A 25,841-nucleotide genomic window follows, 5' to 3' on the forward strand; every position below is an offset into this window, starting at 1 on the left:
ATGGCGTTGAGCATTCCGAACGGTTCCACGTCCGCTGGCGCACCGGAGTTCCAGGCGCAACTGCCGGAGATGCGGGCGGCGGCCAACCAGATCGCGAGCCTGGCCGAGGACTACCGCAATTCGTTCACGCCGATCACCGGCGCGGTCGAGGGCACGGTGGCGGGCAACGCGGGTCTGCCCAGCTTCGCCACGATGGCGCAGTTCTTCACCGTCGCCGTCTCGGCGGCGATCAAGACGGTCGCGGACGAGCTCGACACCCAGGCGGTGCAGGTCCGGCAGGCGGCGCAGCACTTCGAGGAGGTCGACCTGCAACAGCGGCAGCGCGCCGCGACGCTGCACTTCGACGACCGGATGCCGCCGGGCACGGGGGTGGCGTGATGGGCACGGTCAGCTTCATGGGCCTGAAACTGTCCGACCCGGCGGTGGTGCAGGCTCTGCTCGGCCCGGTCGTGCAGGCCTTCGTCAACAACATGACGAACACCGGCACCAACTTCGGCGCCGCCGCAACCCTGCCGAACCTGGTCGGCGCGACCGGCACCGCCCAGCAGGATCGGCGGAGCATCGCGCTGAACGCACTGCAACAGGTGACCGGCACCGTCGCGCAGGCGATGTCGACCACCAGCACCGGCAGCGCCCAGTTGCAGGCCACCAAGACCCAGCTCGACGCGATCGTCGCCAGCGCCACCGGCGGTGGCTACCAGGTGCTGCCGACCGGGCAGGTGACGCCGAGCGCCGCGCAGCGGGCGTACTGCAAGGCGACCTGGTCACACGGCGGCGCCGCCAGGTGGGCGATGTACGAGATGCGGGCGGCGCAGTACACGGCGCAGATCGCCGCCACCACCACCCAGGCGTCGACGCTGGACGCCCAGCTCACCGCGGCACTGGTGAAACTCGCCACCGACTATCTCAGCAGCCTGTTCACCAAACAGTCCGACGCGGCCACCACCTCGCTGCCCGACCTCCCGGAGGTGCCACCGCCGCCACCGCTGCCGACACCGGGCATCCCGACGCCGGTCGACGGCGCCCCGATCGGCCCGACTCCGACACCATTGCCCGTGGGCAGCGGGCCGGATCTCGGTGCCGGGCTCGACGACCTGCCGGGCGGGACCGCCCTGGCCGGCGCGGGCGGTGCCGGAGGTCCGCTCGGCGGTGCGGGCGCCCTCGGAGTCGGCGGCGCCGGGCTGGGCCTGAGCGGAGCGCCGGCCGGCAATGCCCCGGCCACCCTGCAGGGCGGCGTGGCCGGTGTCGGCATGGCCGGGATCGGCACTCCCGGCGGCGCGGGTTCGGCGGCCGGAGCCGGCCGGGCGGTGGCCGGCACGTCCATGCTGGGCGTCGGTGGCTTCGCCGGCCATGGCGGTGCGGCGGGCGACTCCGGCGAGCACGAGGCCGCGAACTGGCTGGTCGAGGAGGGCGAGGCGTGGACCTCCGGCGACGCGCCGGACGGGGTGATCGGCTGACGGTGGCCGACCGGCCGGGCCCCGACGCGGCGACGTGTCAGCGGCCGGGATCGCCGTCCACAGGGAAGTAGCCGGGAGGTGACGTGCTCCCGGCTACTTCGTCGAACAGTCGGCCGATCCCCGAGTCGGTTGCGCGGCTGGCTCTCAGCGGCCGCTCTGGCCCATCACCGCCGCCGCCCGGCGGTCGGCCTCCTTGAGGGACTCGCTCGCGTCCGCGACGACCGTACCGGCCTTCAGCACCACCTGGTGGAACTCGTTCCACAGCTGTTCCATCTGGCCCTTCCAGACCTCGAACTCGGCCCGGGCGTCGCTGTCCCACGGAATCTTCGCGATGTCGGCGACAAAGTTCTTGGTGGTGACCTCGATGTTGATGCCGTGCTTCTTGAGCTTCGCGGCCGCGGCCTCTGCCTCGCCGTGGACCATCCGGATCTGGTTGCTCATGGGTTCCTCCGCGTGGACCGGTCGGTCAGGGCTAGCGGGTGATGTTGTAGACGTTGATCGTGTTCACCGAGGAGGACATCGTCTCGTTCACGTCGGTGTAGGTCCGGTCCACGTCCTCCAGGCCGACCCGCATCTCGTCCATCTTGGCCTGCAGGCGGCGGGCTCCGTCGACCATCTCGGTGGCGACGGCGTAGAACTTGGTCGCCGCCTCACCCTCCCAGCCCCGTGACCTGAGCTGGTGCACCGCGAGTTCGATGTTCTTGATCTGGAAGTTGATGACGCCACGGGCATGATCGACGAGCTGCGCAGCGCGCTGGGCGTTACCCTCTTCGTGGGTGAATGTCTGTGCCACGCTACCCTCCGGAGACTAGGCAGAGGCGGGACGCCAGACTCATCGGCGTCTCTATCCGGCCAGGGTAGCCGATGGTCGCCTCCCACCACACCGCTCGCGCGCCGGCTGCCGGACCGGTGGCACTTCGGGCCTCCGCCCGGCCACGCCGCCCGGACCGCCCCCTGTTCACTGAACCTTTTTCAACCTCCCCTTGCGGTCCGGCGGACCGCAAGGTCGGACACGGTGCGTGAGCGCCGCGCGGTCCAGGTTGGAAAAGGTTCACTGTGGATCGAGCCACGCCGTCTGCACCAGGTTCACCCCGTCGCTGCGCCGGATCAGGGTCCCCCGCCCCGGCGGCTGCGGGCTGGGTCGGACGTGCCCGAGCACGGCGCCCTCGTCGGGGTTGCCGGACATCAGCAGCCCCGGCGTGTTCAGGTCGGTGAGCTGTTGCAGCACCGGCTCGTACAGCGCCCGCCCGACACCGCCGCACCGGCGGGCCAGGACCAGGTGCAGCCCGATGTCCCGGGCCGGCGACAGCAGATCCACCAGCCCGTCCAGCGGGTTTCCGCTGCTGGTCGCGACCATGTCGTAGTCGTCGACCAGGAGGTAGATCTCCGGCCCCTGCCACCAGGAACGGTTGCGGAGCTGATCGGTCGTCACGTCCGGGCCGGGCAACCGGGCCGTCATCGCCTGCGCGATCCCGCCGACCATCGCCGTCGCGGTCTGTGCGGACGGCGTGTAGTCGAGCAGGTGCTCGCCCTCGACCGCGCCGAGCAGGGTACGCCGGTAGTCGACGATGACCAGTTTCGCCTCGCCCGGCGGGTGTCGCGCCACGATGGTCTGGGCGATCAGCCGGAGCAGGTTCGTCTTGCCACACTGCGCGTCGCCCAGGACGATCAGGTGTGGCTCGGTGTCGAAGGCCAGGTGCACCGGGGCCAGGTAGGTCTCGTTCAGGCCGATCGGGATGCCCGGCCCCGCGACGTCGCGCAGTTGGGCCGCAGGCAGCATCCGGGGCAGCAGCCGTACCTTCGGCGCCGGCTCGTGCCGCCAGCCGGCCCGGACCCGCGCCACCAGTTCGGCGGCGCCGGTCTGCAGCTCGTCGGCGCCGGCGCGCCCGTCGATCCGGGGCACCGCGGCCAGGAACTGGAGCTTGTCGCGGGTGACACCCCGACCGGGGGTGTTCTCGGGTACGTTCGCGGCGGCCCGCCGGTCGATCTCGGAGTCGCTCGGGTCACCCAGCCGCAGTTCGAGCCGGGTGCCGAAGAGTTCCCGGACGTTGTAGCGGATCTCCGACCAGCGGGTGGCGGTGAGCACCACGTGGATGCCGAACCCGAGACAGCGGGCGGCGAGCCGGGTGATGATCTCCTCCTGCTGCTCGAACTCCTCCCGTACGGTGCCCCAGCCGTCGACGACCAGGAAGACGTCCCCGAACGGGTCGTCGGTGATCTCACCGCTGGCCCGCAGCGCCCGGTACGCGTCGATCGACTCGACGCCGAGCTCGGCGAAGCGCGCCTCCCGCTCGTCCAGCAGGACGCTCACCTCGGCCACGGTGCGGCGGATCGCCTCGTGGTTGCGGCGTACCGCCACCCCGGACAGGTGCGGCAGCCCCTCCAGGGAGCGCAGCGTGCCGCCGCCGAAGTCGAGGCAGAGGAACTGCACCTCGCGCGGGCTGTGCGTGAGCGCCAGCGCGCAGAGCATCGAGCGCAGCAGGGTGCTCTTGCCGGTCCGTGGCCCGCCGACGATCACCACGTTGCCGCCGGCTCCGGCGAGGTCCACCAGGAACGGGTCGCGGCGCTGCTCGTACGGGCGGTCCTCGATGCCGACCGGCACGACCAGCCGCCCGACGCCGGGCCAGGTGGCGGTGACCAGGCCACGGCGCTCGTCCACGACCGGTTCGCCGAGCAGCGCGTCCAGGCTCGGCGCCACGTCCAGCGGGGGCAGCCACACCTGGTGCGCCGGTGGGCCCTGGCGCAGCCGGTCCACGATCACGTCGAGCATGGTGGTCTGCCGGCCGGCGTCGGCCGGGCTCGCGGTCGGCTCGGCCGGTTCGTCGGGCACCGCCGGCAACTCGGGCGGGACGGGCACGTGTACAGTGCCGTACGGCATGATCCGGCGGCGTACCAGGGCCTGGGGCACCGGGCCGGTCGCGGTCGCCGTCCGGTACGGCCCGGAGACGTACGCGGCCCGGAAGCGCAGCATGGTCAACGTGCCGGCCTTCAGGTAGCCGTGCCCGGGCGCGTTCGGCAGCTCGTACGCGTCCGGCACGCCGAGCACCACCCGGCTCTCCATCGCCGAGAAGGTGCGCAGCCCGATCCGGTACGACAGGTGGGTGTCCAGCCCGCGCAGCCGCCCCTCCTCCAGCCGCTGGCTGGCGAGCAGCAGATGCACGCCGAGCGAGCGGCCGAGCCGGCCGATCGTGACGAAGAGGTCGATGAAGTCCGGCTTGGCCGCCAGCAGCTCGCTGAACTCGTCGCAGATGATCAGCAGGCTGGGCAGCGGGGCGAGCGGTTCGCCGGCCCGGCGCGCCTTCTCGTACTCGTACCGGGAGACGTAGTTGCCGGCGGCCCGCAGCAGCTCCTGCCGGCGGACCAGCTCGCCCGCGACGGCGTCCTCCATCCGGTCCACCATGGACAGCTCGTCGGCCAGGTTGGTGATCACCGCACTGGTGTGCGGCAGCACGTCCAGCGAGGCGAAGGTGGCGCCGCCCTTGAAGTCCACCAGGACGAGGTTGAGCTCCTCGGAGGAGTGCGTGACGGCGAGCGAGACCACGATGGTGCGCAGCAGCTCGCTCTTGCCCGAGCCGGTGGCACCGATGATCAGTCCATGCGGGCCCATGCCGTCCTGTGCGGCCTCCTTGAAGTCCAGCTCCACCACCGAGCCGTCCGCGCCGATCCCGAGCGGGATCCGCAGCCGGTCCCGGTCCGGGCGGGGCCGCCAGCTCCGCGCCGGGTCGACCGCGCCGGCGTCGCCGAAGCCGAGCAGTTCGGGCAGCTCGGTGACCCGGGCCGTCGCCTCCTCGGTCTCGACGTGCTGGGAGAGCCGGTGCGGGGCGAGCTGCCGGGCCAGCCCGGTGGCCTGCTCGACGCTGAGCCGGTCCGGTACGCCCAGTGTCATGCTCCGGTCGCCCCGGTCGGCCGAGAGCGTGTCGGGGGTGACGTCGAGGCAGAGCAGCCAGCGGCCGGCGTCCCGGGGCACCATTCCGGACAGGTCCAGCACGGTGCTGCCGAGTACGCCGGCACCGTGCAGCTGGGAGGTTGCCGGCACCTCGCCGCCGTCGAGTACGACCAGCAGGTGCGCGGCCGTGGTCAGCGGCCGGGCGTCCGGCGAGTGTCGCGGCCGGACGGTGAACTCGTCGCGGAACGCCTCCTCCAGCGCGGCCGCCGACTCGAAGACCAGCCTGGTCGCACCGGCGCCGTCGGTGACCCGGTCGTCCTGGGCGTGCGGCAGCCACTTGACCCAGTCCCAGTCCGGCCGCCGCTCCGGCGCGATCACCACCGCGATCCGGACGTCGTCCGGCGAGTGGAAGGTGGCGAGCTGGCAGAGCAGCGCCCGGGCCAGGCCGAGCACCGGATCGCGGTCGCCGCGCAGCACCAGCCGGCTGAACGAGCGGAGCTGGATCGCCAGTGGCAGGTCCGGGACGACGGACTGGGCCCGGACGAAGCGGCGCAGTGCGATCGCGGTCAGCGGTTCCAGGTCCTCGACCGGCCTGGTGTCGGGCGGCTTGATCGTCACCGACAGCTTCTGGGTCCCGGTCGCCACCCGTATCTCGGCGAAGTCGTCGTCGGTGCTGCGCCGCTCCCACATCCGCCGGGAGGCGCAGACCGACCAGAGCGCGCTCGGGGCCGGATGCCGCCACAGCAGCGCGGTCCGCTGCTGCGCGGCCGCGTTGCGCGCCTTGCGCCGGGCCTGGGTCAGGTAGCGCAGGTAGTCGCGGCGCTGCGCGTCCACCTCGGCCCGGCTGTTGCCGTGTCCGCCGCCCATCGAGGTGGCCGCCATGCCCAGCATGGAGAGTCCGAACAGGCCGCCGACGACGTAGGTGAGCACCCCGCCGCCGCGTCCGGAGTAGAGGATGGCCATCGCGGCGACCCCGGCCACCATGGGGACCAGCATCATCACCTGGAGGAGGCTGCGGGGCAGCGGCTCCGACAGCTCCGGCGGCGACTCCAGGGCGAGTTCCCCCCGGGGCAGCGGCGGTGACGGCTGGCGGGGCGGTCGGCGGAACAGGACGGTTCCGGCGACGCCCTCGCGGGCGCGCGGAAGGCGAGACTGGGCCTCGGTGACCTCCACGAACCGGGATACTATCCGTCAGAGCTGCCCGGCACCCTACGCATCGTTGGCTACACTTGCCGTCACCCCGTCTCGGCGCTTGGAAGGTTGCGATGGCCGCCGATGAGTTCGCCGTCAATCTCCTGTCGCTGCAAGACTTCCAGCGCAGCCTCCAGCCTCGTATCGAGGCGGCGTTCGCCGCGCTGACCGCGCTCACCACCGCGCCGGGTAGTGACCGGCCGGCGCTGGGCGGGTTCCACGACGCGCAGAAGACCGCCGACCGGCACCAGGACCTGCACGACGAGTACGTCGACCGGCTGCGCCGCCTGGTCACCGCGTTGACGGTGGCGCAGGCGGCCACCGCCCGGATCATCGAGAGCTACCGGACCGTCGACGAGCTCAGCGGCACGAACGCCCGACAGATCGCAGGCGCCCTCGGCGCGGTGAGTGAGGCTCTGCATGGTGGCCGACGCGATGGTTGACGAGTACCACGAGCGCTACCGGCAGCAGACCCACGAGGAGCTCTACCGGCTGCTGATGGCCGGCCTGCCGGCGCAGGTGGACAGCATCGCCGACACCTGGCACACCGTCGAGGGGACGGTCGGGTCGATCGCGACCGGGCTGCACGAGGACCTCACCCGGATGCTGCCCACCTGGACGGGGCCGGGCAGCCGGGAGTTCCAGTACCGGTTGGGCCTGATCATCAGTTTCGCCGGGAAGTTGGCCGAGGAGGCGGCGGCGATGCGCAGCGGGCTCACCGTGATGTCCGGCTCGCTCGCCGAGGCGCAGCGCCAGGCGGAGGCGGATCGGCCAGAGCTGGCCCAGGCGCGCTACGACGGGTTCGCCCCGGTGCTCGGCCACACGCTCTCCGAGGAGGAGCGCGCCAAAGCCCGGGAACGGGTCTCGGCCCAGGTGGCCCGGCTGGCCGCCGAGTACGCGGTCACCGATCACCGGAGCTGGCCGGCGACGATCCCGGTCGAACCGAGCGACCTGCCGGTGGTCGGCGGACTCGTCGGCGACCTCGACCTGCCGGCGGCGATCACGATCCCCGAACCGCCGCCGCTCGCGCCGGAGCCGCCGGCCACCACCGGGCTCGCCGGTGCCGGTGCGTTCGGTGACGCGACAGGGATGGGCGCGCTGGCCGCCGCGCCGCCGTCGGCGCCGTCCCCGGCCCAGCCGACCAGTTCGCTGAGCGGGGCCGGGCCGGCGCTGGCAGGGCTCGGCAACCACCTGATCAGTCGGGCGGCCGGTGTCGAGGGGCGTCCCGGCTCCGGCGGCGCGAGCCCGGCCGCGGCCACCAGCGCGTCGGCGGGGGCGGGAGCGGTGCCGATGATGGGTGCGGCCGGTGCCGGCGGCCTCGCCGGGCGGCCCGCCGACGGCTACCCGATCACGGATCCGCGGCTGGCCGGCGACGGCACCGCGTGGTCCGCCGACGGAACGCTGGACTGGAGCGGCGAGGCCGACGCACCGCCGTCGATCCTCGGCCAGGACGACTGAGGCGGGTGCGGCTCCACGGGCCGCCGGTTGCTCAGCTCACCGCCTTCTGCACGAGTACGCCGATCCGCGCCTCCTCGGCGGCGGTCAACCCGGTCAGCGCGAAGGCGGCCGGCCACCTGACGCCGTCGTCGAGGTTCGCCTCCTCGTGGAAGCCGAACGTCGCGTACCGCCGCCGCTCCTTCGTCACTCGGGGTGAAGCGACGGTAGCGGCGGGACCGGAGTGCTGGGCGGATTGCCCGCTTCCCGGCTCCGGCGCAGGTCGCGGCGGTGAGATCCGTCATCCCGGTTAGGTGCGGCGAATGACGGATCGTAAGGTTAGCCGAACCTAATCCGAGGAGTACGGGAAAGATCGTGACGACGGTAGCGGCCGGGGTGACCGGGCCCGGCATCCGGCCGAGCCGCCGGGGCGGCCGGCGCGTCGCGGTGACCGCGGCGGTGGCGGTACTGCTGGTGCTGACGGTGCTGGCCAGTCTCGCCCTCGGCAGCAAGCCGCTCGCGCCCACCCAGGTCTGGCACGCGCTGGTCGCGCCGGACGGTGCCGAGGCGAGCACCATCGTCCGGGAACTGCGGGTGCCGCGTACCCTGCTCGGGCTCGTTGTCGGGCCGGCGCTGGCGCTGGCCGGGGTACTGCTCCAGGCGCTGACCCGCAACCCGCTGGCCGAGCCCCGGATCCTCGGGGTCAGCGCCGGTGCCTCCCTGGGCGTGGTCCTCGCGATCGCGGTCTTCGGGATCGGCACGCTGGCCGGGTACGTCTGGTTCGGCGTCGTCGGCGCCCTCCTCGCCGGCCTGCTCGTCTTCGGCATCGCCAACCGGGCCCGCGAGGGCGCCAGCCCGGTGACCCTGGCACTGGTCGGCGTCGCCCTGGACGCGAGCCTCGGCGCGACGGTCATCGCCCTGCTCACCATCGACACCCGCACCTTCGAGGAGTACCGGTTCTGGGTGGTCGGCGGCCTGACCGGCCGGGACGCCGCGGTCGCCGCCCAGGTCGCGCCCTTCGTGCTGGCCGGCCTCCTGCTGGCCGGCTTCGCCGCCCGCGGCCTGGACGCGCTCGCCCTCGGCGACGACGTAGCGCGCGGCCTGGGCCACCGGATCGGGCTGGTCCGGCTCGCCGGGGGAGCGGGCGCGGTGCTGCTCATCGGGGCGGCGGTCGCGGCGGCCGGGCCGATCGCGTTCATCGGGCTCGCCGTGCCGCACCTGGCCCGCGCCCTGGTCGGCGCCGACCACCGCTGGACCCTCGCGGTGGCGGCGCTGCTCGGCCCGGCGCTGCTGCTCGCCGCCGACATCATCGGCCGGCTGGTGGCGCCGCCCGGCGAGGTGCCGGCCGGCATCGTCACCGCGCTGCTCGGGGCGCCGCTGCTGGTCCTGCTGATCCGTCGCGCCCGGGTGGTGACCGCGTGACCGGCCGGAGCGAGGTGATGGCGGCGGTGCCGGCGGGCCGCAGCGTGGTCCGGCTCGGCCCCACCCGGCTGGTGGTGCGGCACCGGCCGCTGCTGGTCGGCGGGGTACTGGTCGTGCTGCTCGCCGCCGCCGTGGTGCTGGCCCTGTCGCTGGGTACCCCGTACGTCGCCCCGCAGGACGTGCTCGCGTCGCTGCTCGGCGCCGGCACCCGGTACGACCTCGTCGTACTCGAACTGCGGCTGCCCCGGGTGGTGCTGGCGGTGGCGGTCGGGGCGGTCTTCGGCATCGCCGGCACCCTGATCCAGAGCGTCGCCCGCAACCCGCTGGCCAGTCCCGACGTGGTCGGCGTCAGCCAGGGGGCGGGACTCGCCGCCACGGTGGCGCTGACCAGCGGGGCGAGCGCCGTGCTGATCGCCCCGGCCGCGCTCGCCGGTGGCCTGCTCGCGGCGGTCGCGGTGCTGCTGCTCGGCCTGCGGCACGGCCTGGCCGCACAGCGGTTCGTGCTTGCCGGGGTCGCCGTCGCGGTGGCGCTGCGGGCGCTGACCGAGGTGGTAATGCTGTCGGCGGACCCGATCGACGGGATCCGGGCGCAGCTCTGGCTGGTCGGCACGCTGGCCGGCAAGGGCTGGCGGGAGACGGCGTACCTCGGGGTGACCCTGCTGGTGCTGCTGCCGGTGCTGCTCTGGGCCGGCTGGGCGCTGAACGGCAGCGCGCTGGACGACGACACCGCACGGGGGGTCGGGCTGCGTCCGGTCGCCCGCCGGGTCGGCCTGGCCACCACCGGGGTACTGGCCGCCGCGATGGTCACCGCGCAGGTCGGTGCGGTGGACTTCGTCGCCCTCGCCGCCCCGCAGATGGCCCGGCGGCTGGTCCGGGCCGAACGGCCACCGCTGTTCTGCGCCGCCCTGGTCGGGGCCCTGCTGGTGGTCCTCGCCGACCTCGCCGGCCGCCGGCTGTTCGCACCCACCCAGCTTCCGGCCGGGGTACTGACCGCCGCCCTCGGCGGGCCGTACCTGATCTATCTGCTGCTCCGCGGCCGACGGAAGGTCTCCTAGATGCTCTCCACGCGCGATCTCGCGGTCGGGTACGAGGACCGGACGGTCATCGACGGTCTCGACCTGGAACTGCCGTCCGACGCGTTCACGGTCATCGTCGGGCCGAACGCCTGCGGCAAGTCGACCCTGCTGCGGACCATGGCCCGGCTGCTCACCCCGCGCCGGGGCACCGTGCTGCTCGACGGGGAGGCGATCCGGGACCTGCCGACCCGCGCGGTCGCCCGCCGGCTGGGCGTACTGCCGCAGAGTCCGCTGGTGCCCGAGGGGGTGACCGTGGCCGACCTGGTCGGTCGGGGGCGGCAGCCGTACCAGCGGTGGTGGCGGCAGTGGTCGCCGGAGGACGAGGAGGCGGTCCGCGAGGCGATGCTGCTGGCCGACGTCGCGGCGCTGGCCGAGCGGCCCGTCGACACCCTCTCCGGTGGGCAGCGGCAGCGGGTCTGGATCGCCATGACGCTGGCCCAGGACACCGAGGCGCTGCTGCTCGACGAGCCGACCACCTTCCTCGACCTGGCCCACCAGGTGGAGGTGCTCGACCTGCTGCACCGGCTGCGTACCGAACGCGGCCGTACCGTCGTCGCCGTCCTGCACGACCTCAACCAGGCCGCCCGGTACGCCGACCACCTGATCGCTATGCGGGACGGCGCGGTGGTCGCGGCCGGACCGCCCCGACAGATTCTCACCGCGGACCTGGTCCGCGACGTGTTCGGGCTCGATTGCGTCGTCGTGCCCTGCCCGGTGACCGGGGCGCCACTGGTCGTCCCGGCCCTCGGCACGCTGTCCCTGCAGAAAGGTTCCTCATGCGCCGCACAGTCATGACCCTGCTCGCCGTCGCCGCCCTCGGCACCGGCCTGGCCGGCTGCACCAGCAGTGATCCGGTGGTCGGGGAGGAGGCCGGGGGAGGCACCCGGACCATCACCCACGCGATGGGCAGCACCGAGGTGCCGGCGCAGCCGAAGCGGGTGGTCGTACTCGACTCCGACAAGATCGACACCGCCCTCTCGCTCGGTGTGGTGCCGATCGGCGCCGCGCAGGCCGGCGAGGTGGCCGGCTGGCCGTCGTACTTCGGCGCGGAGAAGGTCGCCGGGATCAAGCAGGTCGGCCTGCTCACCGAGCCGGACCTGGAGGCGATCACCGCGTTGCAGCCGGACCTGATCCTGGGCAGCAAGTTCCGCCAGGAGAAGTTCTACGACGAGCTGTCCGCCATCGCCCCGACCGTCTTCACCGAGCGGGTCGGCATCACCTGGAAGGAGAACTTCCTCCTCGACGGGCAGGCGCTCGGCAAGGAGCAGGAGGCCAAGGACCTGCTGGCCGCGTACGAGAAGCGGGCCAAGGACCTTGGCGTCAAACTCGGCGACGCCGCCGCCCGGAAGATCTCGATCGTCCGCTTCCGGCCCACCGAGATCCGGGTGTACGGTCCGGAGTCCTTCTCCGGCCTGGTGCTCGGCGACGTCGGACTGGGCCGGCCGGAGCGCCAACTGCTGGCGAACAAGGAGGACAAGCGGTTCGACAAGGTGAGCCCGGAGCGGATCTCCGAGGTCGACGGTGACATCATCTTCGTCACCGCGTTCGGCGAGAAGGCCGCCGCCGAGCAGGCCAGGGTGACCGGCGGCAGCCTCTGGAAGAACCTCACCGCGGTCAAGGCCGGCAAGGCGTACGTGGTCGCCGACGAGACCTGGATGACCGGGATCGGTGTCACCGCGGCCGGCAAGATCCTCGACGACCTGGAGAAGTACGTGCCGGCCGCCTGATCCGTCCGGCCCGACCGGCAGCGGCTCCGCTGCCCAGGCGCGCTCGCGATCGGCGGGTCGCCTGGGCAGCCCGCTGTCCGGGGGCTCGGCGGGTTCAGCAGTTGCGGAGCGGCAGGTTGCTGAGCATGTCGTTGCGGACCCAGCCGAGCTTGCCGGTGGTGTGGTCGAAGATGTGCGACCAGCCGGCCTTCTGGCAGTCCAGCCGCACCAGGTGGTTGGGGTAGCCGAGCCCGACCGAGGTGCAGTCGGTACTGGGGCCGGTGCGGATGTTGACCCCGGAGGCGGCGAAGAGATAGCCGGTGCCGCCGTCCCGGATGCTCCAACCGTTGTCGGGGCAGGTCGCGGCGGGGGTCGCCAGCGCGGGCGTACCCGGGACGACGGCCGCGACCAGCGACGCGGCGCCGAGGGCGAGTGCGGCGACGGTGGACTCGATGCGCATGCGGTTTCCTCTCGTCGACGATCCGTGCCGGAGCGGCTGCCACACACCGAACCACTCCGCTGCTTCAGCACGGCTTCATCCGAACCACGGCGGCGAACGCCGGGCGTCCCGACCCGGGTCCGGGAGGTGGACCACACCGGCGTCACCCACGCCGACCTGGTCCACGTCGCCCGGCGACAACCGGACTAGCCTGGTCACCGCACGGCTCGCAATCAGGAGGCGCGGGGGTAGATGAGCGAGGTCGATCCGCACATCCACGTCGATCGGCGGGTGGTGCAGGCGAGCGCCGGAGCCCGCGACGTGCTGGCGTCGGCGTTCGGTCTGATCACCGACGCACCCGCTGTCGTCAGCACCGGTTGCGGGCTCGAGGTGCCGTACGCGATGACCTCTCCTCGTCCGGAGAGTGTCACCTGCCTCCCCTGCCGCGAACATGCCCACCGGGAGCACCTGCGCTTCGCCGACCAGATCGAGCGGCTGGGCCGGATGGCCGGCAGCACCATCACCGGCGACCAGGCGAGCCAGGTCGCGCAGCGGCACCGGGGCCTGGCGGAGCGGTTCTCGACTGAGGCATGACGGGGGGAGCACCGATTCGTGGGGGCGCTGCGCGTGTGGCCAGCCGGCCGCCCCGGGCCGGATGATGGCTCATGGCCGTGCCCGACCCGATCCCGATCAGCCGCCGTCCCGCCGACCCGGTAACCGGCCTCGACCCGGTCTGGTACGCCGCGTACGGGTCGAATCTGGATGCCGACCGGTTCGGCTGCTATCTGGGTGGCGGCCGGCCGGTGGGCGGGCACCGAGACCATCCCGGTTGCCGGGACAGCAGCCCGCCCCGGGACGACCGTCCGGTCCTGCTCTCCGGCGGTCTCTACTTCGCGCTCGAATCACGGACCTGGTCCGGTGGGATGGCGTTCTACGACCCGGGGCTGCCCGGTGTGGTCGCGGCGCGGGCGTACCTCCTCTCCGCCGAGCAGTTCGCGGACGTCGCCGCGCAGGAGATGCACCGGTCGCCGAGCGGTCCGCTGGACCTGATCGCCGCCGCGGTCGCCGCCGGCCGGGCGAGTACCGGCCCGGGCCGGTACGAGACAGTGGTCTGCGCCGGGATCCTCGACGGGCATCCGGTGCTCACCCTCACCGCACCCTGGCGGGCCGGGGATGTGCGGCCGAACCCGCCGGCACCGGCGTACCTCGCCACCATCGCCCGTGGCCTGCGGGCCAGCCACGGCTGGACCGACGAGCAGATCGCCGCCTACCTGGCCGGCTGGACCCTGGCGGTGCGGCAGTGAACCTGGTACGACCTGGAAAGCGCGGGGAACCGTTCCCGATCGCCCGTGGCCACGACGGTCCGCAGTGGGAGGTCGAGCAGGGATCGGTGTGCACCGGGACGTCAGCCTGGGCCGGGGCCAGCGGCCACCGGCGGCCGTCGTGACCGCTGGTTGTGCCAACGTACCCGGCCTCGCCCGTGACCGGGTCGTCCGCCGCTCGCCAGCGACCGGCTCAGCCAGGGGCCGACGTAGGTTCAGCGGTGCCACCAGCTCACCCGCACCGGGACGCCGGGGGATGCGTGCACCAGGGGAGCATCGGTCTGCGCCGGCAGTCCGGCTCCGGTGAGCAGGTTCTGGTCCAGCCGCCGCAGCTCGGCCCGGTGCAGCGGCCACGGCGGATGTTCGACCTCGGCGGTGACGAGTCGGCCGGCGACGACCGTGAACAACCGGTAGCGGGCGGTCAGGAACTGGGCCACCTCGTCGTCGGGACGGTCCAGCGGCGGGCCCAGCCGGACCTCCGCGTCGGCGCGCAGTCCGGCCGGGCCTGGCCAGCGGCGCCGGCACCGGTAGCTGACGAGGGCGTCGTCGACCTGTACCCGCATGTCGGACCAGTAGTAGGGCAGCGCGTAACCGGCCCTGGCGGCCAGCACGGCCGGCAGCCTTGCGGCGTCGAGCGAGAAGAACCAGATTCCCTCGCGTCCGCGCCGGTCCCGGACGTAGGTGCGGACGTTGGTCTCGGGGAACTCGGAGAGCCAGGGCACCGCCGGTACTCCGGGCGCCCGGACACCCTGCATGAGGAACGGGGTCAGTCCGACCCACGCCGCCCCGTCCCGGGTCTGCACGCTGATCCCGGCCGGAAGTTTCGGCTGGATGACCTCCGGGGAGTACCGCCAGTGGATGAAGGTGATCCAGTTCCACCGGTGGTACATCACCGGCCGGGACACCCGGGGCGGCGGTGGGATCGTCATCGTCGGCTCCCTCCGCCTCCGGCACCCGCATGCCCGGCGGGAACGGTCGTTCGCCGACCTCACCGCCGGCCTCGACGCGGGGGCGACCTCCGTGAACGTAGCCCTGTCCCTTCCCCGCCCCGTCGCTCCGAAACCTCTGGTTCGGCGTCGGAGTGAAGCCTCGCCGGTTGCGGCCGGAAAGCGCCCGGAAGGTCCGTCCAGGTGGGTTCCGCCGCTCCCGCTCACCGAGGGCGTGCGCGGCTACCAGAGGTTCGAGAAGAAGCAGGACGGCTGCCTCCGATCCGTGTTGCACCCGGCCTGACCGACCCACCCGCTCACCGACGGTCATGCCGGTTCGGCGGCGCGCGGGCCGGCGGTGGCCGGCGGGGCCGGAGAGTGGCCCCGCCGGCCCCGGCGCCGGTACCAGGCGGCGAAATCGGTGGTAGGACCTCGCTGATCGACGGCCCCAGACGGGCGGGCTGGCCGTCCGCCGGTGGCGGCGACGTACCGCCGGTCAGCGCCCGCGCTCCGTCCGGCCGGAGCGCCGGGTGCACCGGGACAGGCGGACCGCCGGACGGGTGCCGGGGCAGACTGGTCGGTGGTGACCGGTGGGCCGGGAGGAGTTTCGGCATGTGGAACAACGAGGCGGAACTCGACGCGGCGCAGCGCCGGGTGGACGCCTGGCAGGCCGCCTTCGCCGACCGTGCGGAGCGGGTCGCCGCGCTGTCCCGCCGGCTGGCCGGGATGCGGGTGACGACGCGTGCCGCCGACGGACTGGTGGAGGTGACGCTGGACACCTCCGGGATGCTCATCGACCTCTGGTTGGACGAGCGGACCCGGCAGCAGCCGGCCGCCCAGGTAGCCGTGGAGATCCTGGCCACCGTCCGGACGGCCCGGACGGAACTGCTGCACCGGATGACCGAGGCGGCGGTGGAGTCGCTGGGCGCCGACGACCCGGCCGGTCAGGCGCTGGTCGACTCGTACGCCAGCCGGCTGGCGGCGCCGGAGACCGAAGCGACCGGCCGGGCGGCGGCGCCGGAGACCGAAGCGTCCGGCCGGGCGGCGGGCTCGGCCGACGCCGCCGGGTGATGGCGTCGGGGTGCGATCTGCCAGGGCGGCGATCGGCGGTGACCGGCCCGCGCCACCAGCGCCGGGTCAGGGAGCCAGGGCCGGCCGGGCCCGGGCCGCCGCGACCAGGATGGCCCGGCGTTGGTCGGCGGTGTGCCGGCCGGCCGCCAGCCATTCGTCCGAGACGTCCCGGACGGTACGGAGGAAGTCGCCGTGCCGGGGGAACGGTGCCGACGCCCAGACCCGGTCGAGGAAGGTCTCGCCGTCGGCGTCGCGCAGCGCGTCGTTGGGTACGCCGGTCCGGACCGACCCGAACACCACCTCCGGCTCGACCCGCCGGACGTACGGGTGGTAGGCGTTGAACTCCCCGGGCACCGGGTCGGAGATGTAGTACGGGGCCAGCAGGTAGCCGTGGGTGGTGAAGTGCATCGGCGTCCCGGTGGGCTGGATGGCCCTGCCGAGGTCGCCGTCCAGCTTGACGGCGGGGAAGAAGGTGAACTCGCGGTAGCTGGGGGTGGCGTCCCGGACGACCATCAGGGTCGGGCCGTACATGATCGACTGCACCGACCTGTCGTCGAGAGCCTTCTCCACCCGGAAGCGCAGCGGCATCGAGATGTCGATCCGGTCACCCTCCCGCCACCGCCGGTCCAGGATCAGGTAGCTGCCGGGCGCTGCCTTGACCCGCTGCCGGACCCCGTTGACCCGTACCGTGTAGTCGGGGCCGGCCCAGGACGGCACCCGCAGCTTGACCCGCAGCCGGCCGTGTCCACGATCGAACCGGAGCGTGCTGGCGCCCTCGGCCGGATAGGCCGTCTCCTGGCTGATCACGAAGCCCCGCTCCGGCCAGGTCAGCACCGAGGCGATGAAGAGGTTGACGTAGAGGGTCGAGTCGTCGGCCGAACGGAAGTAGATCGACTCCTGGTATTTGGTGTGGCTCTCCAGGCCGGTGCCGTTGCAGCAACTCCCGTTGCCGCCGTACCGGCTGTATTCCACGACGTTGCCGATCCGGCGAGATCGGCCGGGCCACATGTTCTGGTGGTACGTCACCTCGGTGCTGGTGACGCTGTCCACGTCCCGCCGGGAGCTGAGGATCTGGTTGTGCAGCGCCTTCTCGTAGTAGTCCAGGTACGCCGGGTCGGGGTCGTGGAAGAAGAGGTTGCGGGTCAGCCGGAGCATGTTGTACGCGCAGCAGGTCTCGGCGTGCCGGGGGTCGTTGGCGGAGCTGAACCCGGAGGTGATGATGCCGCGGGCCCGGAAGTGCTCACTCTGCCCGGCGCCGCCGTTGCTGAAGATGCGGTGCGGCACCACCATCGCCCAGAAGTTCCGGGCCGCCCGGTGGTAGTCCCGCTCGCCGGTCCGTTCGAAGATCCGCAGATAGCCGATGTTCGGCGCCATGTACTGGTTGGCGTGCCGGCCGCTGAGTTCGTCCCGTTCGGCCAGTGACGCGGCGAAGAGGGTACTGAAGGTGAATGCCTTCGCCGTGTCGAGGTACCGCCTGCGCCGGTCGCGGTCAGGGGCGAGGGCGGAGAGTTCGGCCATCACCTCGTTCATCGAGCCGGTCTCACCGGCACTGTAGATGTCCCACATCCGGTCCAGGTCGGCCCGGCTGAGCCGGCTGAGCCGGCTGAGCGCCCAGTCGCCCATCCGGAAGACGATCTCCAGCGCCTCCTCGTTGCCGGCCAGGTGGTACGCGTTGAGCAGGCCGCGCATGATCTTGTGACAGGTGTACCAGACCGCCCAGACGGCGTTCGGCCCGCTGTTCGGCTGGAAGGTCGGCGGTTCGAGGCGGCTGAACTGGCCCTCCGGAAACGCGGCCAGGAAACCGGGGTGGGCGGTGCCGACGATGGTGGCGGCGTGCCCGTTGCCGGAGTGGTCGACCGCGGTCTCGCCGTCCTCCTCGAACCGGTACCAGGCCAGTGGGGTGGGCACGGCCGAGGTGGCCGGCGACCCGTCCGGGGCGGCGAGCGCGCGGACCTCCTCGGCGCTCAGCGCCCGGTCGTAGATCTGTAGGTCGTCCACAGTGGCGCCCAGCAGCGGGTCGTTGTTGGCGGGGGAGCGGCCGATCCAGTTGGCTGTGGTCCGGCCGAGACTGGCCGGGCCGAGCGTCACGGTGCCGGCCCCGGCCTCGATGCCGTCGAGGTAGATCCGGGCGGTGGCATCGCCGGTGGAGAGGGTGACCGCCAGGTGCGTCCACTCGCCGACCGGGACGGGCACCCCGGCGTCGACCCGCTGCTCACCGCCGCTGCCGCCGGTCGTGATCGCGAACCTCGGACCGGCGCCGGCCGCGATCCGGGCGGTCAGCGACAGGTAGGACTGCCCTCCGGAGCCGAAACTGAAGATCCGGGCGCCGGTCTGGGCGCTCGCCAGGTTCACCCAGGTAGCGACCGTGAGGTCCGTGACGCCGTCGAGGATGCCGGCCGGCATCAGCACGTACTGGTTGGGGTGCGGGTCGCCGAGCCGGACGGCCCGCCCGGACCGGCCGGTGACCCGGCCGGGGTTGCGCCGGTCCAGTTCGCGCTGGCACGTGCCCAGCTCGGTCACCAGGTAGTCGAGCTTCTGCCGGAAGATCTCCTCGCCGGTGTCGGCGTAGCACTGCGCCAGCATCGTCAGGTAGTGCCCGGTGAAGTGGCCCCGGAGCAGGTGGTTCGGGGTGTCCCAGCCGCCGGGCCAGGTGCCGGGGGCGGGCAGCCCGGCGTTGGCCCGGAACAGGTGGAGCATCCGGTCGGGGCCGTCCAGGACACCGCCGGTGCCCGGGTAGTTCCGCGCGTAGTTGAGCATCCGGTCCCGCTTCTGCTGGAAGATCCCGTCGCGCAGTGCCACCTGGTTGAGCGCGAACGGCTTGACCAGCCAGTTGTCCGCGACCCAGCCGGGCCGGGGGACCGGGCCGGGGCGGCCGGTACCGCCGCCGGCCGGCGACGCCGCCGCGGCCCCGGCCGGGACGACCGCCGTAGCGGCGGGTGCGGTGGCCGCCAGCGCGCCGAGGCGCAGGGCGTCCCGTCGGGAGAGGTGGTTGCTCACGGTGGCCTCCTCTGTGCTGCCGATCGTCACGGTCGCGCCCGGGGCGGGTGGTCGGGCACTTCTAATCCCTTGCGGACGGTGGGGCCGGGCGGACTCCGCCGCGATCCGACCGATCGGGTACGCCTGGTCAGGGGACGGGCGCCGCCGTGCGTCGAGCGGCGGCGCGTCGGATCGAGCTGCCGTAGCGGAACGCCGGAAGATCCGGCGATGCCGAGCATGTTAGCGCTCACAGACCGCGTCGGGTCAAGAGCCGGAAGCGGGACGGGGGTTCAGTTCGCCGGTCGGTAGTGGCCGGTGAGCCGGCCGAGTTTCAAGGCCAGGTGCAGGCAGAGCCGTTCGTTGCCGTCCTTCAGGTCGGTCTCGGCGAGCTGCTCCACCCGGTGCAGCCGGTAGTAGAGCGTGGTCCGGTGCAGCCGTAGCTGCTCGGCCGTGGCGTGCGCGTTCCCGGCCAGGTCGAGGTACGCCTCCAGCGTCTCCAGCAGCACCTGGTGGGAGTCGTCGCGCAGCAGCCGTTCCAGCCCCGGGTGCACGCCCGCGACGTCGAGGTGCTGGCCGTTCATCCGGGACAGCATCCGGTAGATGCCCAGGTTCGACCAGGCGATGATCGGGCCGAGCGCGGAGAGCTGCCCGCCCACCCGGGCCGACTGGAGCGCCTCGTCGTAGGCGTGCACCACGTCCGTGAGCCGGGGGCGGGGCTCGCCGATCCCGACCACCACCCGGGCCACCGTGGGGAGGCTCCGGGTCGCCTTGTGCAGCGCCTCGCTCAGGTGCTTGGCGGTCGCCTCGGCGGTCGGCCGGCCGGCGCCCTGACCGCCACAGATCAGCAGTACGCCCTGGTCGTGCCGGATCAGGTGCAGTGCCTCGCGTACCCCGACCCAGCGGCGGGTCGCCACCAGCACCTGTTCCAGGGCGATCCGGGCCACCTCGTCGAGTACCTGCCCCCGGGCCGGTACGAGCTGCGCCACCACCGCGTTGGCCGGCCCGTCGGCGGCGACCACACCCTCGGCGAGCAGCGAACGGACCGCCTCGGTGCGGATCTCCGGACTGTCCACCAGCAGCGCCCGGGCCGCCTCCGCCTCCCGCTGCGAGGCCAGCTCGCCGAGCAGGTTCTCCCGGTAGAGCGCGAGGGAGAGGTCGGACATCGCCCGGGTCACGGTCTCGATGTCGGCATCGGTCATGCCGCCGTCGGCGTCGATGAACCAGACGAAGCCGAGCAGCAGGTCGTGGTGGGTGATCGGCACGCATAGTCGGGGCAGCAGGTCCAGCTCCGGGCAGGCCGGGGTGCGGACCGGGGTACGGGCCTTCATGATGCCGACGTCGTGGAACCAGGAGATGACCTCGGGCGTGGTGTGCCGGCGCAGGATGGAGGTCCGGCGTACGTCGTCCATCAGTCCGGTGTGCTCGCTGTAGACGACCACCCGCTGCCGGCGGTCCTCGATCAGCGCCGGCCGGCCCACCCGGGCCGCCACCGCGTCGACGATGCGTTGCAGCTCCGTGTGCATGCCTTCGCTGATCCTCCTCGTGGCCGGCGGGCGGCCCGCCCCGCCGGTGCACCGACGTGGACCGCCGGTCCTTACCCTCCGACGGCACCGGCCCGGTACGCAAGTGCTTCGGGGCGTACGGCACAAGTCCCGACAGAAGTCCTGATCCGCCCAGCGGGCTTCCTGCATCTGTCCGAAGACCCGGAAACGTCGATGTCCTTACCGTGCTTGCGACATCCGGGCTTGCGACATCCCGGTACCGTCGCGCGACATCCCACGCCCCGACCCGACCGACCACCAGCCGGAGCACCGAGCCGAGTACCCCGACCCGAAGGAGATGCGTTGCGCCGCGCTACCCGCACAGACCAACTCCGCAGGGCGTTCACCGCGGTCGTCGCGGTCGTCGCCGCGACCGCCCTGCTGCCCGGACCCGGGATCGGACCGGCCCAGGCCGGGCCGGGCACCAGAGCCGCGCCACTGGATCCGGTCGACCCGCAGACCTGGCAGGACCAGGAGACGATGACCTGGGACGACTACCGGCCGGTGCCCGGCGCCAACTGGGCCGATCCGAGCCGGCAGCCGAGCCAGCGCAAGCTCCGGATCGCCCTGGTCGCCGCCGACTATCCCGACCAGTCGTTTGTGATCACCCAGAACCGGGGGTCGGACCCGTTCCGCAACCCGCAGGTCGCCCCGGTCGCCCGGGCCGACGTGGCCCGGTTCTACGCCGACTTCTGGGGCACCCCGAGCACGCTCAACCACGGCCACACGGTGCACGAGTACTGGATGGAGCAGACCAACGGGCGGATCGGGGTGGAGTTCACCCCGTTCGGCCCCTACCGGCTGCCCCGCAAGCAGTTCGAGTACGGGCTCAACGACATCGGGCAGAACGGTGCCGGCTGCCCGGCCGGGTCCACCTGCAACGGCAACCTGGACGCGGACGTGGACGCGCTCTGGCGGGCCGCCGAGGGCGCCGACGTGCGCGACCGGTTCGACCTGGTGCTGCGGGTCTACGCCGGCTACGACGAGACGTCGGTCTGGCAGGAGTTCGGCGAGATGATGTTCCAGACCAGGGAGGACGTGCCGGACGCCTGGGGCCCGCCGGACCCGAACCTGCCGAACTGGGTACGGTCCCGCTACGTCGACTGGACCTCCTGGAAGGCCGGCTCCCAGCTCTGGGGCTCGTCCAGCATGCGGCAGGGCGAGAGCTCCGGCACCATCACGCACGAGATCGTGCACACCTTCGGGATCGCCGACAACAACAACAATCCGTACGTGTCGCCGTACCGGCGGGTCGGGTCGGGGACCTGGGACGTGATGGACCGCGGCTCGTTCAACGGGCCCGGCGGCCCGCACAACCGATGGGTGGTGCCGGCGGCCCAGGGCGCGGCGATGCCGGCCGGGCAGACGCTGCGGAGCAAGCTCAAGCTCGGGCACATCGACGAGGCGCAGGTGCTGCGGCTCTCCCGGGAGGCGCTGCGCACCACCGGCGTCGCGGTGGTCACCGTGAAGGCGCGCACGGCGGTGCCGGCGGCCCGGGACATCCAGGGCGTCCGGATCGGGATGGACCGGGACCTGACCCCGGCCTGTGACATCAACGCCGACCCGCTCTGCCCGGGCAGCCCGGTCTACAACTGGTACAGCCTGGAGACGGTGCAGCGGATCGGGGCGGACTCGTTCACCCCGGACAACGGGGTACTGCTGGCCAAGAACAAGGACGCCGAGACGAACACCTGCGGCTACACCTGCTTCACCTGGGTGGTCGACGCCAACCCGCAGGACATCGACATGGTCGACTACTACAAGCCGGACGGCACCCCGGTGAAGCGGACGGTCGCCGACTACCGGCAGCTCAACGACGCGCTCTTCCACGCCGGCACCCGCTCCGGCAGCGAGTACGAGTACGTCGACACCGCCAACCGGCTGCACTTCTACGTCCTCGACCGGTCGGTCGGTGCGGACGGGGTGCTGTCGTACACCCTGGGGGTCCGGCACCTGGACGGGGCCGGCAACTCGGTGCGCGGTGTCGGGGTCGCCTCCGCGGGCAGCCCCACCGGCAGCCCGACCGGAGGCGGCGCGACCTGCACCTTCGCCGTCACCAACACCGGCCGGTACGTCGCCGGCGGGCAGGCGCACCCGGAGGACGCCTCGGCGTACCTGCGCGCCGACGTCTACCGGCTCTCCGCCACGGTCAACGGGGCGGGTTGGACGGTCACCCTGCCCAACGCCTTGACCACGGCCGGGTTCGGCCGGACCGTGAACGTCAAGGCGGTGGCCACCGCGGCCGCCGGCGCGACCCAGGTCGGCCGGGTCACCCTGACCGCCCGCTCGGAGAGCGATCCGAGCCGGACGGCGACGGCCACCTGCCGGGTGAACCGGTAGCGGAACGGACCGCTGGACCGCCTCCCGCGCCCCGACCGGTGCGCGGAGGCGGTCCGGCCGGCTACGGAGGGAAGGGCATGGCGGGCAGCTTCGACGTGGTGGTGGTCGGCGCCGGTATCGTCGGCGCGGCCTGCGCGTACGCCTGTGCCCGGCGGGGGCTGACGGTCGCCGTACTGGAGCGGGCCGGCCTGGTCGCCGGGGCCACCGGTTCGGGCGAGGGCAACCTGCTGGTCTCGGACAAGCTGCCCGGCCCCGAGCTGGAGTTGGCGCTGTTCAGCAACGGTCTCTGGCGGCGCTGGGCGGCCGAACTCGGCGACCGGTACGGCGACATCGAGCTGGAGGCCAAGGGCGGCCTGGTGGTCACCGGGGTCGGCCCGGGGGCCGACGGCGCGGCCGGGCTGGCCGGGCTGCGGGAGACGGCCCGGGCGCAGGCGGCGGCGGGCGTGCTGGTCGAGTTGCTGGATCCGGCCGGGGTGCGCGAGCGCGAGCCGGCGATCACCCCGGAACTGGCCGGTGGCCTGTGCTACCCGCAGGACATGCAGGTCATGCCGGCGAAGGCCGCCGCCGCGCTGCTGGCCGCCGCCCGGGACCACGGCGCCGAGGTACGGCTGCGTGCCGAGGTCACCGAGATGCTCCGGGACGCCGCCGGTCGGGTGGTCGGGGTGCGGACCGGCACCGGTCCGGTGGCCGCCGGACACGTGGTGAACGCGGCCGGGGCCTGGGCCGGCCGGCTCGCCGGGCTGGCCGGCGCGGACGCCCCGGTCACGCCGCGCCGGGGCTTCATCCTGGTCACCGAGCCGGTCCCGCCGCTGGTGCGGCACAAGGTCTACTCGGCCGACTACCTGGCGAACGTGGCCAGCGGCGACGCCGGGTTGCAGACCTCGACGGTCGTCGAGGGCACCCCGGCCGGCACCATCCTGATCGGCGCCAGCCGGGAACTGGTCGGCTTCGACCGCCGCTACAACGCCGAGGCGGTCCGCCGGCTGGCACAGGGCGCCGTACGGCTGTTCCCGCCGCTGGCGGCGGTCCGGGCGATGCGGGTCTACCACGGTTTCCGGCCGTTCTCCCCGGACCACCTGCCGGTGATCGGCGCCGACCCGCGCATCCCCGGCCTGGTGCACGCGCACGGGCACGAGGGTGCCGGCATCGGGCTGGCGCCGGCCACCGCGCACCTGGTCGCCCAGGTGGTGACCGGTGAGCGGCCCGACCTGGCGCTGGACCCGTTCGACCCGGCCCGGTTCTCGTCCGAAGTGGAGACCGCAGGTGCGACCACCTGAGCCGGTTGACGGCCGAGCCGGCGTACCGGCCGGGTTCACCATCGTCGTCGACGGCGAACCCGTACCGGTGCGCGCCGGCCAGACGCTGGCGGCGGCGCTGCTGGCCGCCGGCCGCCGGACGACCCGGCGGACCCGGTTCGCCGGCCGGCCGCGCGGCGTCTTCTGCGGCATCGGGATCTGCTTCGACTGCCTGGTCGTCTGCAACGGCGAGCCGGGTGTGCGGGCCTGCCTGCGCCCGGCCGCGCCCGGCGACGTCGTGGGGACCGGTGGCGGGCCCGGCCCGGAGCCGGGGGACGTGCTCGGGCCCGGCGCCGGGGAGGGCGCCCGATGAGCGGCGGCGGAAGCGGTCGGCTGGCCGTGGTCGGCGCCGGGCCGGCCGGACTCGCCGCCGCGCTCGCGGCGGCGGACGCCGGTGCCGAGGTCACCGTGCTCGACCTGGGCCAGCGGCCCGGTGGGCAGTACCTGCGCCAACCCACCGTGGCCGGCGTCCGGCCGGCGCCGCACCCCGCCCGCTTCGCCGACCTGCTGCGGCAGGCGGGTACCCATCCGCGGATCACCGTCCACTCCGGACAGCAGGTCTGGTCGGCCGAACCCGCCGACGGTGCCGCCGGTGGGGCGACGCTGCGGCTGTCCGGCCCGGCCGGTCCGACCACGCTGACGGCCCCCGTCGTGCTGCTGGCCCCCGGCGGGTACGACCGGGTGGTGCCGTTCCCCGGCTGGGACCTGCCCGGCGTGGTGACCGCCGGGGCGGCACAAGCGCTCGCCAAGGGGCAGGGCGTGCTGGTGGGCCGGCGGGTGCTGGTCGCCGGTACCGGCCCGTTCCTGCTCGTCGCCGCCACCGGGCTGGCCTCGGCCGGTGCCGAGGTCGCCGGGGTGGTCGAGGCGGCGCCGCTGCGCCGCTGGTGCCGGCACCCGCTGGCGGTCGCCGGGGCACCGGGCAAGCTCGCCGAGGCGGCCCGGCACTTCACCGCGCTGCGCCGGCACCGGATACCGCTCTGGCGCGGCCAGGCGGTGACCGAGGTGGTCGAGGACGGCGCCGGGCTGCGCGCCACCGTGCGGCGGGTGGACGGCGGCTGGCGGCCCGGCGAGGTGACCCGGAGCGTGCCGGTCGACGCGGTCTGCGTCGGATACGGCTTCACGCCGTCGGTCGACCTCGCCGTCGCGCTCGGCTGCGCCACCCGGACCGACCCGGCCGACGGCAGCCTGGTGGTCACCGTGGACGAGTGGGGCCGCAGCAGCGTACCGGGGGTGCTGGTGGCCGGCGAGGCGACCGGGGTCGGGGGTGCGGACCTGGCCGTCGCGGAGGGCCGGCTGGCCGGGCTCGCCGCCGCACACCGGCTGGGCCTGCTCGACGACGCCGGGCTGGCCCGGACTACCGCGCCGGTCGTACGCCGCACCGCCCGGCAGCGCCGCTTCGCCGCCGCCATGCACCGGGTGCACCGGGTGCCGGACGGCTGGACGGACTGGCTGCGCGACGAGACCGTGGTCTGCCGGTGCGAGGAGGTCACCGCCGGGCGGCTCCGCGCCGACGTGGCCAGGTACGGCCTCGACGACATCCGTGCGCTGAAACTCGTCACCCGGGTCGGGATGGGGCTGTGTCAGGGTCGGGTGTGCGGCCGGGCCGCCGCCTGCCTGCTCGCCGCCGCCTCCGGCCGGGAACAGCCGCTGGAAGACTTCGCCAAGCGTCAGATCGTCATGCCGGTACCGCTGGGTGCCGTTGCCGAGGAAGGACCAGTTCAGTGAACCCTTTCCAACCTGAACCGCGCGGCGCAAGCGC

Annotated in this window: 23 protein-coding genes; 15 read left to right on the plus strand and 8 right to left on the minus strand. The window is 73.4% G+C overall.

Annotated features, from left to right (window positions below; genetic code table 11):
- Nucleotides 1-378, plus strand: coding sequence for a hypothetical protein (locus ACSMXO_RS16280; RefSeq protein WP_346256674.1), 378 nt, complete (start codon nt 1-3; stop codon nt 376-378).
- A gap of 17 nt (nt 379-395) precedes the next feature.
- On the plus strand, nt 396-1,457 hold the full coding sequence (locus ACSMXO_RS16285) for a hypothetical protein (protein ID WP_455418376.1): 1,062 nt from the start codon (nt 396-398) through the stop codon (nt 1,455-1,457).
- A 144-nt stretch (nt 1,458-1,601) separates the two neighbouring features.
- On the opposite strand, the gene ACSMXO_RS16290 is transcribed toward ACSMXO_RS16285, so the two are convergent.
- The 3 genes from ACSMXO_RS16290 to eccCa all read right to left on the minus strand — a co-directional run bounded on the left by ACSMXO_RS16290 (nt 1,602) and on the right by eccCa (nt 6,516).
- A complete protein-coding gene (locus tag ACSMXO_RS16290) occupies nt 1,602-1,898 on the minus strand; it encodes a hypothetical protein (protein WP_346256676.1) in 297 nt (98 codons plus the stop codon).
- Nucleotides 1,899-1,929: 31 nt separating this feature from the next.
- Nucleotides 1,930-2,250: a WXG100 family type VII secretion target gene (locus tag ACSMXO_RS16295; protein WP_346256677.1), complete on the minus strand. Its 321-nt coding sequence runs from the start codon at nt 2,248-2,250 to the stop codon at nt 1,930-1,932.
- Nucleotides 2,251-2,508: 258 nt separating this feature from the next.
- Entirely contained in the window at nt 2,509-6,516 is a 4,008-nt protein-coding gene (eccCa, locus tag ACSMXO_RS16300) for a type VII secretion protein EccCa (RefSeq protein WP_455418377.1), read from the minus strand.
- 92 nt (nt 6,517-6,608) lie between these two features.
- On the opposite strand from eccCa, the gene ACSMXO_RS16305 reads away from it, so the two are divergent.
- A complete protein-coding gene (locus ACSMXO_RS16305) occupies nt 6,609-6,977 on the plus strand; it encodes a hypothetical protein (protein ID WP_346256679.1) in 369 nt (122 codons plus the stop codon).
- Nucleotides 6,970-7,992, plus strand: a complete 1,023-nt coding sequence (locus tag ACSMXO_RS16310; protein ID WP_455418378.1) for a hypothetical protein — start codon at nt 6,970-6,972, stop codon at nt 7,990-7,992. The genes ACSMXO_RS16305 and ACSMXO_RS16310 overlap by 8 nt, the downstream gene beginning before the upstream one ends.
- Nucleotides 7,993-8,023: 31 nt before the next feature.
- Here ACSMXO_RS16310 and ACSMXO_RS16315 read toward each other — a convergent pair whose 3' ends face one another.
- Complete coding sequence (locus ACSMXO_RS16315) at nt 8,024-8,179, minus strand: hypothetical protein (protein ID WP_346256681.1); 156 nt, start codon at nt 8,177-8,179, stop codon at nt 8,024-8,026.
- A 164-nt stretch (nt 8,180-8,343) separates the two neighbouring features.
- On the opposite strand from ACSMXO_RS16315, the gene ACSMXO_RS16320 reads away from it, so the two are divergent.
- From ACSMXO_RS16320 to ACSMXO_RS16335, 4 genes are read left to right on the plus strand one after another with little or no spacing between them, the layout of a single operon-like run.
- Nucleotides 8,344-9,390: a FecCD family ABC transporter permease gene (locus tag ACSMXO_RS16320; RefSeq protein WP_455418379.1), complete on the plus strand. Its 1,047-nt coding sequence runs from the start codon at nt 8,344-8,346 to the stop codon at nt 9,388-9,390.
- A complete protein-coding gene (locus tag ACSMXO_RS16325; protein ID WP_346256683.1) occupies nt 9,387-10,445 on the plus strand; it encodes a FecCD family ABC transporter permease in 1,059 nt (352 codons plus the stop codon). Before ACSMXO_RS16320 ends, ACSMXO_RS16325 begins: the two co-directional genes overlap by 4 nt.
- Complete coding sequence (locus ACSMXO_RS16330; RefSeq protein ID WP_346256684.1) at nt 10,446-11,261, plus strand: ABC transporter ATP-binding protein; 816 nt, start codon at nt 10,446-10,448, stop codon at nt 11,259-11,261.
- A complete protein-coding gene (locus ACSMXO_RS16335; protein WP_455418380.1) occupies nt 11,243-12,193 on the plus strand; it encodes an ABC transporter substrate-binding protein in 951 nt (316 codons plus the stop codon). Before ACSMXO_RS16330 ends, ACSMXO_RS16335 begins: the two co-directional genes overlap by 19 nt.
- A gap of 94 nt (nt 12,194-12,287) precedes the next feature.
- Here ACSMXO_RS16335 and ACSMXO_RS16340 read toward each other — a convergent pair whose 3' ends face one another.
- Nucleotides 12,288-12,632: an SH3 domain-containing protein gene (locus ACSMXO_RS16340; protein ID WP_455418381.1), complete on the minus strand. Its 345-nt coding sequence runs from the start codon at nt 12,630-12,632 to the stop codon at nt 12,288-12,290.
- Nucleotides 12,633-12,863: 231 nt separating this feature from the next.
- Between ACSMXO_RS16340 and ACSMXO_RS16345 the strand changes: the two genes are divergently transcribed.
- Together ACSMXO_RS16345 and ACSMXO_RS16350 are read left to right on the plus strand one after the other, a co-directional pair.
- Nucleotides 12,864-13,205 carry a hypothetical protein gene (locus ACSMXO_RS16345; RefSeq protein ID WP_346256687.1) on the plus strand — a complete coding sequence of 114 codons (342 nt, stop codon included), beginning with the start codon at nt 12,864-12,866 and terminating at the stop codon, nt 13,203-13,205.
- A gap of 71 nt (nt 13,206-13,276) precedes the next feature.
- Nucleotides 13,277-13,915 carry a histone deacetylase gene (locus ACSMXO_RS16350; RefSeq protein WP_455418382.1) on the plus strand — a complete coding sequence of 213 codons (639 nt, stop codon included), beginning with the start codon at nt 13,277-13,279 and terminating at the stop codon, nt 13,913-13,915.
- A gap of 233 nt (nt 13,916-14,148) precedes the next feature.
- Here the strand turns inward: ACSMXO_RS16350 and ACSMXO_RS16355 are convergent, their stop codons facing one another.
- On the minus strand, nt 14,149-14,862 hold the full coding sequence (locus ACSMXO_RS16355) for a YqjF family protein (RefSeq protein ID WP_455418383.1): 714 nt from the start codon (nt 14,860-14,862) through the stop codon (nt 14,149-14,151).
- A 609-nt stretch (nt 14,863-15,471) separates the two neighbouring features.
- Here ACSMXO_RS16355 and ACSMXO_RS16360 point away from each other — a divergent pair.
- Nucleotides 15,472-15,930 carry a YbaB/EbfC family nucleoid-associated protein gene (locus ACSMXO_RS16360; protein WP_455418384.1) on the plus strand — a complete coding sequence of 153 codons (459 nt, stop codon included), beginning with the start codon at nt 15,472-15,474 and terminating at the stop codon, nt 15,928-15,930.
- Between the two features lie 66 nt (nt 15,931-15,996).
- Here ACSMXO_RS16360 and ACSMXO_RS16365 read toward each other — a convergent pair whose 3' ends face one another.
- Together ACSMXO_RS16365 and ACSMXO_RS16370 are read right to left on the minus strand one after the other, a co-directional pair.
- Entirely contained in the window at nt 15,997-18,927 is a 2,931-nt protein-coding gene (locus tag ACSMXO_RS16365) for a beta-L-arabinofuranosidase domain-containing protein (RefSeq protein WP_455418385.1), read from the minus strand.
- Nucleotides 18,928-19,196: 269 nt separating this feature from the next.
- Nucleotides 19,197-20,429 carry a PucR family transcriptional regulator gene (locus tag ACSMXO_RS16370; protein ID WP_346256692.1) on the minus strand — a complete coding sequence of 411 codons (1,233 nt, stop codon included), beginning with the start codon at nt 20,427-20,429 and terminating at the stop codon, nt 19,197-19,199.
- Nucleotides 20,430-20,750: 321 nt separating this feature from the next.
- On the opposite strand from ACSMXO_RS16370, the gene ACSMXO_RS16375 reads away from it, so the two are divergent.
- From ACSMXO_RS16375 to ACSMXO_RS16390, 4 genes are all read left to right on the plus strand, one after another.
- Nucleotides 20,751-22,787, plus strand: a complete 2,037-nt coding sequence (locus ACSMXO_RS16375) for a M6 family metalloprotease domain-containing protein (RefSeq protein WP_455418386.1) — start codon at nt 20,751-20,753, stop codon at nt 22,785-22,787.
- Nucleotides 22,788-22,864: 77 nt separating this feature from the next.
- On the plus strand, nt 22,865-24,064 hold the full coding sequence (locus ACSMXO_RS16380) for an NAD(P)/FAD-dependent oxidoreductase (RefSeq protein WP_455418387.1): 1,200 nt from the start codon (nt 22,865-22,867) through the stop codon (nt 24,062-24,064).
- Nucleotides 24,051-24,395 carry a 2Fe-2S iron-sulfur cluster-binding protein gene (locus ACSMXO_RS16385; RefSeq protein WP_455418388.1) on the plus strand — a complete coding sequence of 115 codons (345 nt, stop codon included), beginning with the start codon at nt 24,051-24,053 and terminating at the stop codon, nt 24,393-24,395. The genes ACSMXO_RS16380 and ACSMXO_RS16385 overlap by 14 nt, the downstream gene beginning before the upstream one ends.
- Nucleotides 24,392-25,807 carry an FAD/NAD(P)-dependent oxidoreductase gene (locus tag ACSMXO_RS16390; RefSeq protein ID WP_455418389.1) on the plus strand — a complete coding sequence of 472 codons (1,416 nt, stop codon included), beginning with the start codon at nt 24,392-24,394 and terminating at the stop codon, nt 25,805-25,807. The genes ACSMXO_RS16385 and ACSMXO_RS16390 overlap by 4 nt, the downstream gene beginning before the upstream one ends.
- Nucleotides 25,808-25,841 lie beyond the last annotated feature (34 nt).

This window comes from Plantactinospora sp. DSM 117369, from assembly GCF_053764795.1.

What these genes read in the sequence shown, in the direction of transcription:
- ACSMXO_RS16280 (WP_346256674.1), top strand. Translation starts at nt 1, where the DNA reads ATGGCGTTGAGCATTCCGAACGGTTCCACGTCCGCTGGCGCACCGGAG.
- ACSMXO_RS16285 (WP_455418376.1), top strand. Translation starts at nt 396, where the DNA reads ATGGGCCTGAAACTGTCCGACCCGGCGGTGGTGCAGGCTCTGCTCGGC.
- ACSMXO_RS16290 (WP_346256676.1), bottom strand. Translation starts at nt 1,898, where the DNA reads ATGAGCAACCAGATCCGGATGGTCCACGGCGAGGCAGAGGCCGCGGCC.
- ACSMXO_RS16305 (WP_346256679.1), top strand. Translation starts at nt 6,609, where the DNA reads ATGGCCGCCGATGAGTTCGCCGTCAATCTCCTGTCGCTGCAAGACTTC.
- ACSMXO_RS16310 (WP_455418378.1), top strand. Translation starts at nt 6,970, where the DNA reads ATGGTTGACGAGTACCACGAGCGCTACCGGCAGCAGACCCACGAGGAG.
- ACSMXO_RS16330 (WP_346256684.1), top strand. Translation starts at nt 10,446, where the DNA reads ATGCTCTCCACGCGCGATCTCGCGGTCGGGTACGAGGACCGGACGGTC.
- ACSMXO_RS16335 (WP_455418380.1), top strand. Translation starts at nt 11,243, where the DNA reads ATGCGCCGCACAGTCATGACCCTGCTCGCCGTCGCCGCCCTCGGCACC.
- ACSMXO_RS16340 (WP_455418381.1), bottom strand. Translation starts at nt 12,632, where the DNA reads ATGCGCATCGAGTCCACCGTCGCCGCACTCGCCCTCGGCGCCGCGTCG.
- ACSMXO_RS16345 (WP_346256687.1), top strand. Translation starts at nt 12,864, where the DNA reads ATGAGCGAGGTCGATCCGCACATCCACGTCGATCGGCGGGTGGTGCAG.
- ACSMXO_RS16350 (WP_455418382.1), top strand. Translation starts at nt 13,277, where the DNA reads ATGGCCGTGCCCGACCCGATCCCGATCAGCCGCCGTCCCGCCGACCCG.
- ACSMXO_RS16355 (WP_455418383.1), bottom strand. Translation starts at nt 14,862, where the DNA reads ATGACGATCCCACCGCCGCCCCGGGTGTCCCGGCCGGTGATGTACCAC.
- ACSMXO_RS16360 (WP_455418384.1), top strand. Translation starts at nt 15,472, where the DNA reads ATGTGGAACAACGAGGCGGAACTCGACGCGGCGCAGCGCCGGGTGGAC.
- ACSMXO_RS16370 (WP_346256692.1), bottom strand. Translation starts at nt 20,429, where the DNA reads ATGCACACGGAGCTGCAACGCATCGTCGACGCGGTGGCGGCCCGGGTG.
- ACSMXO_RS16380 (WP_455418387.1), top strand. Translation starts at nt 22,865, where the DNA reads ATGGCGGGCAGCTTCGACGTGGTGGTGGTCGGCGCCGGTATCGTCGGC.
- ACSMXO_RS16390 (WP_455418389.1), top strand. Translation starts at nt 24,392, where the DNA reads ATGAGCGGCGGCGGAAGCGGTCGGCTGGCCGTGGTCGGCGCCGGGCCG.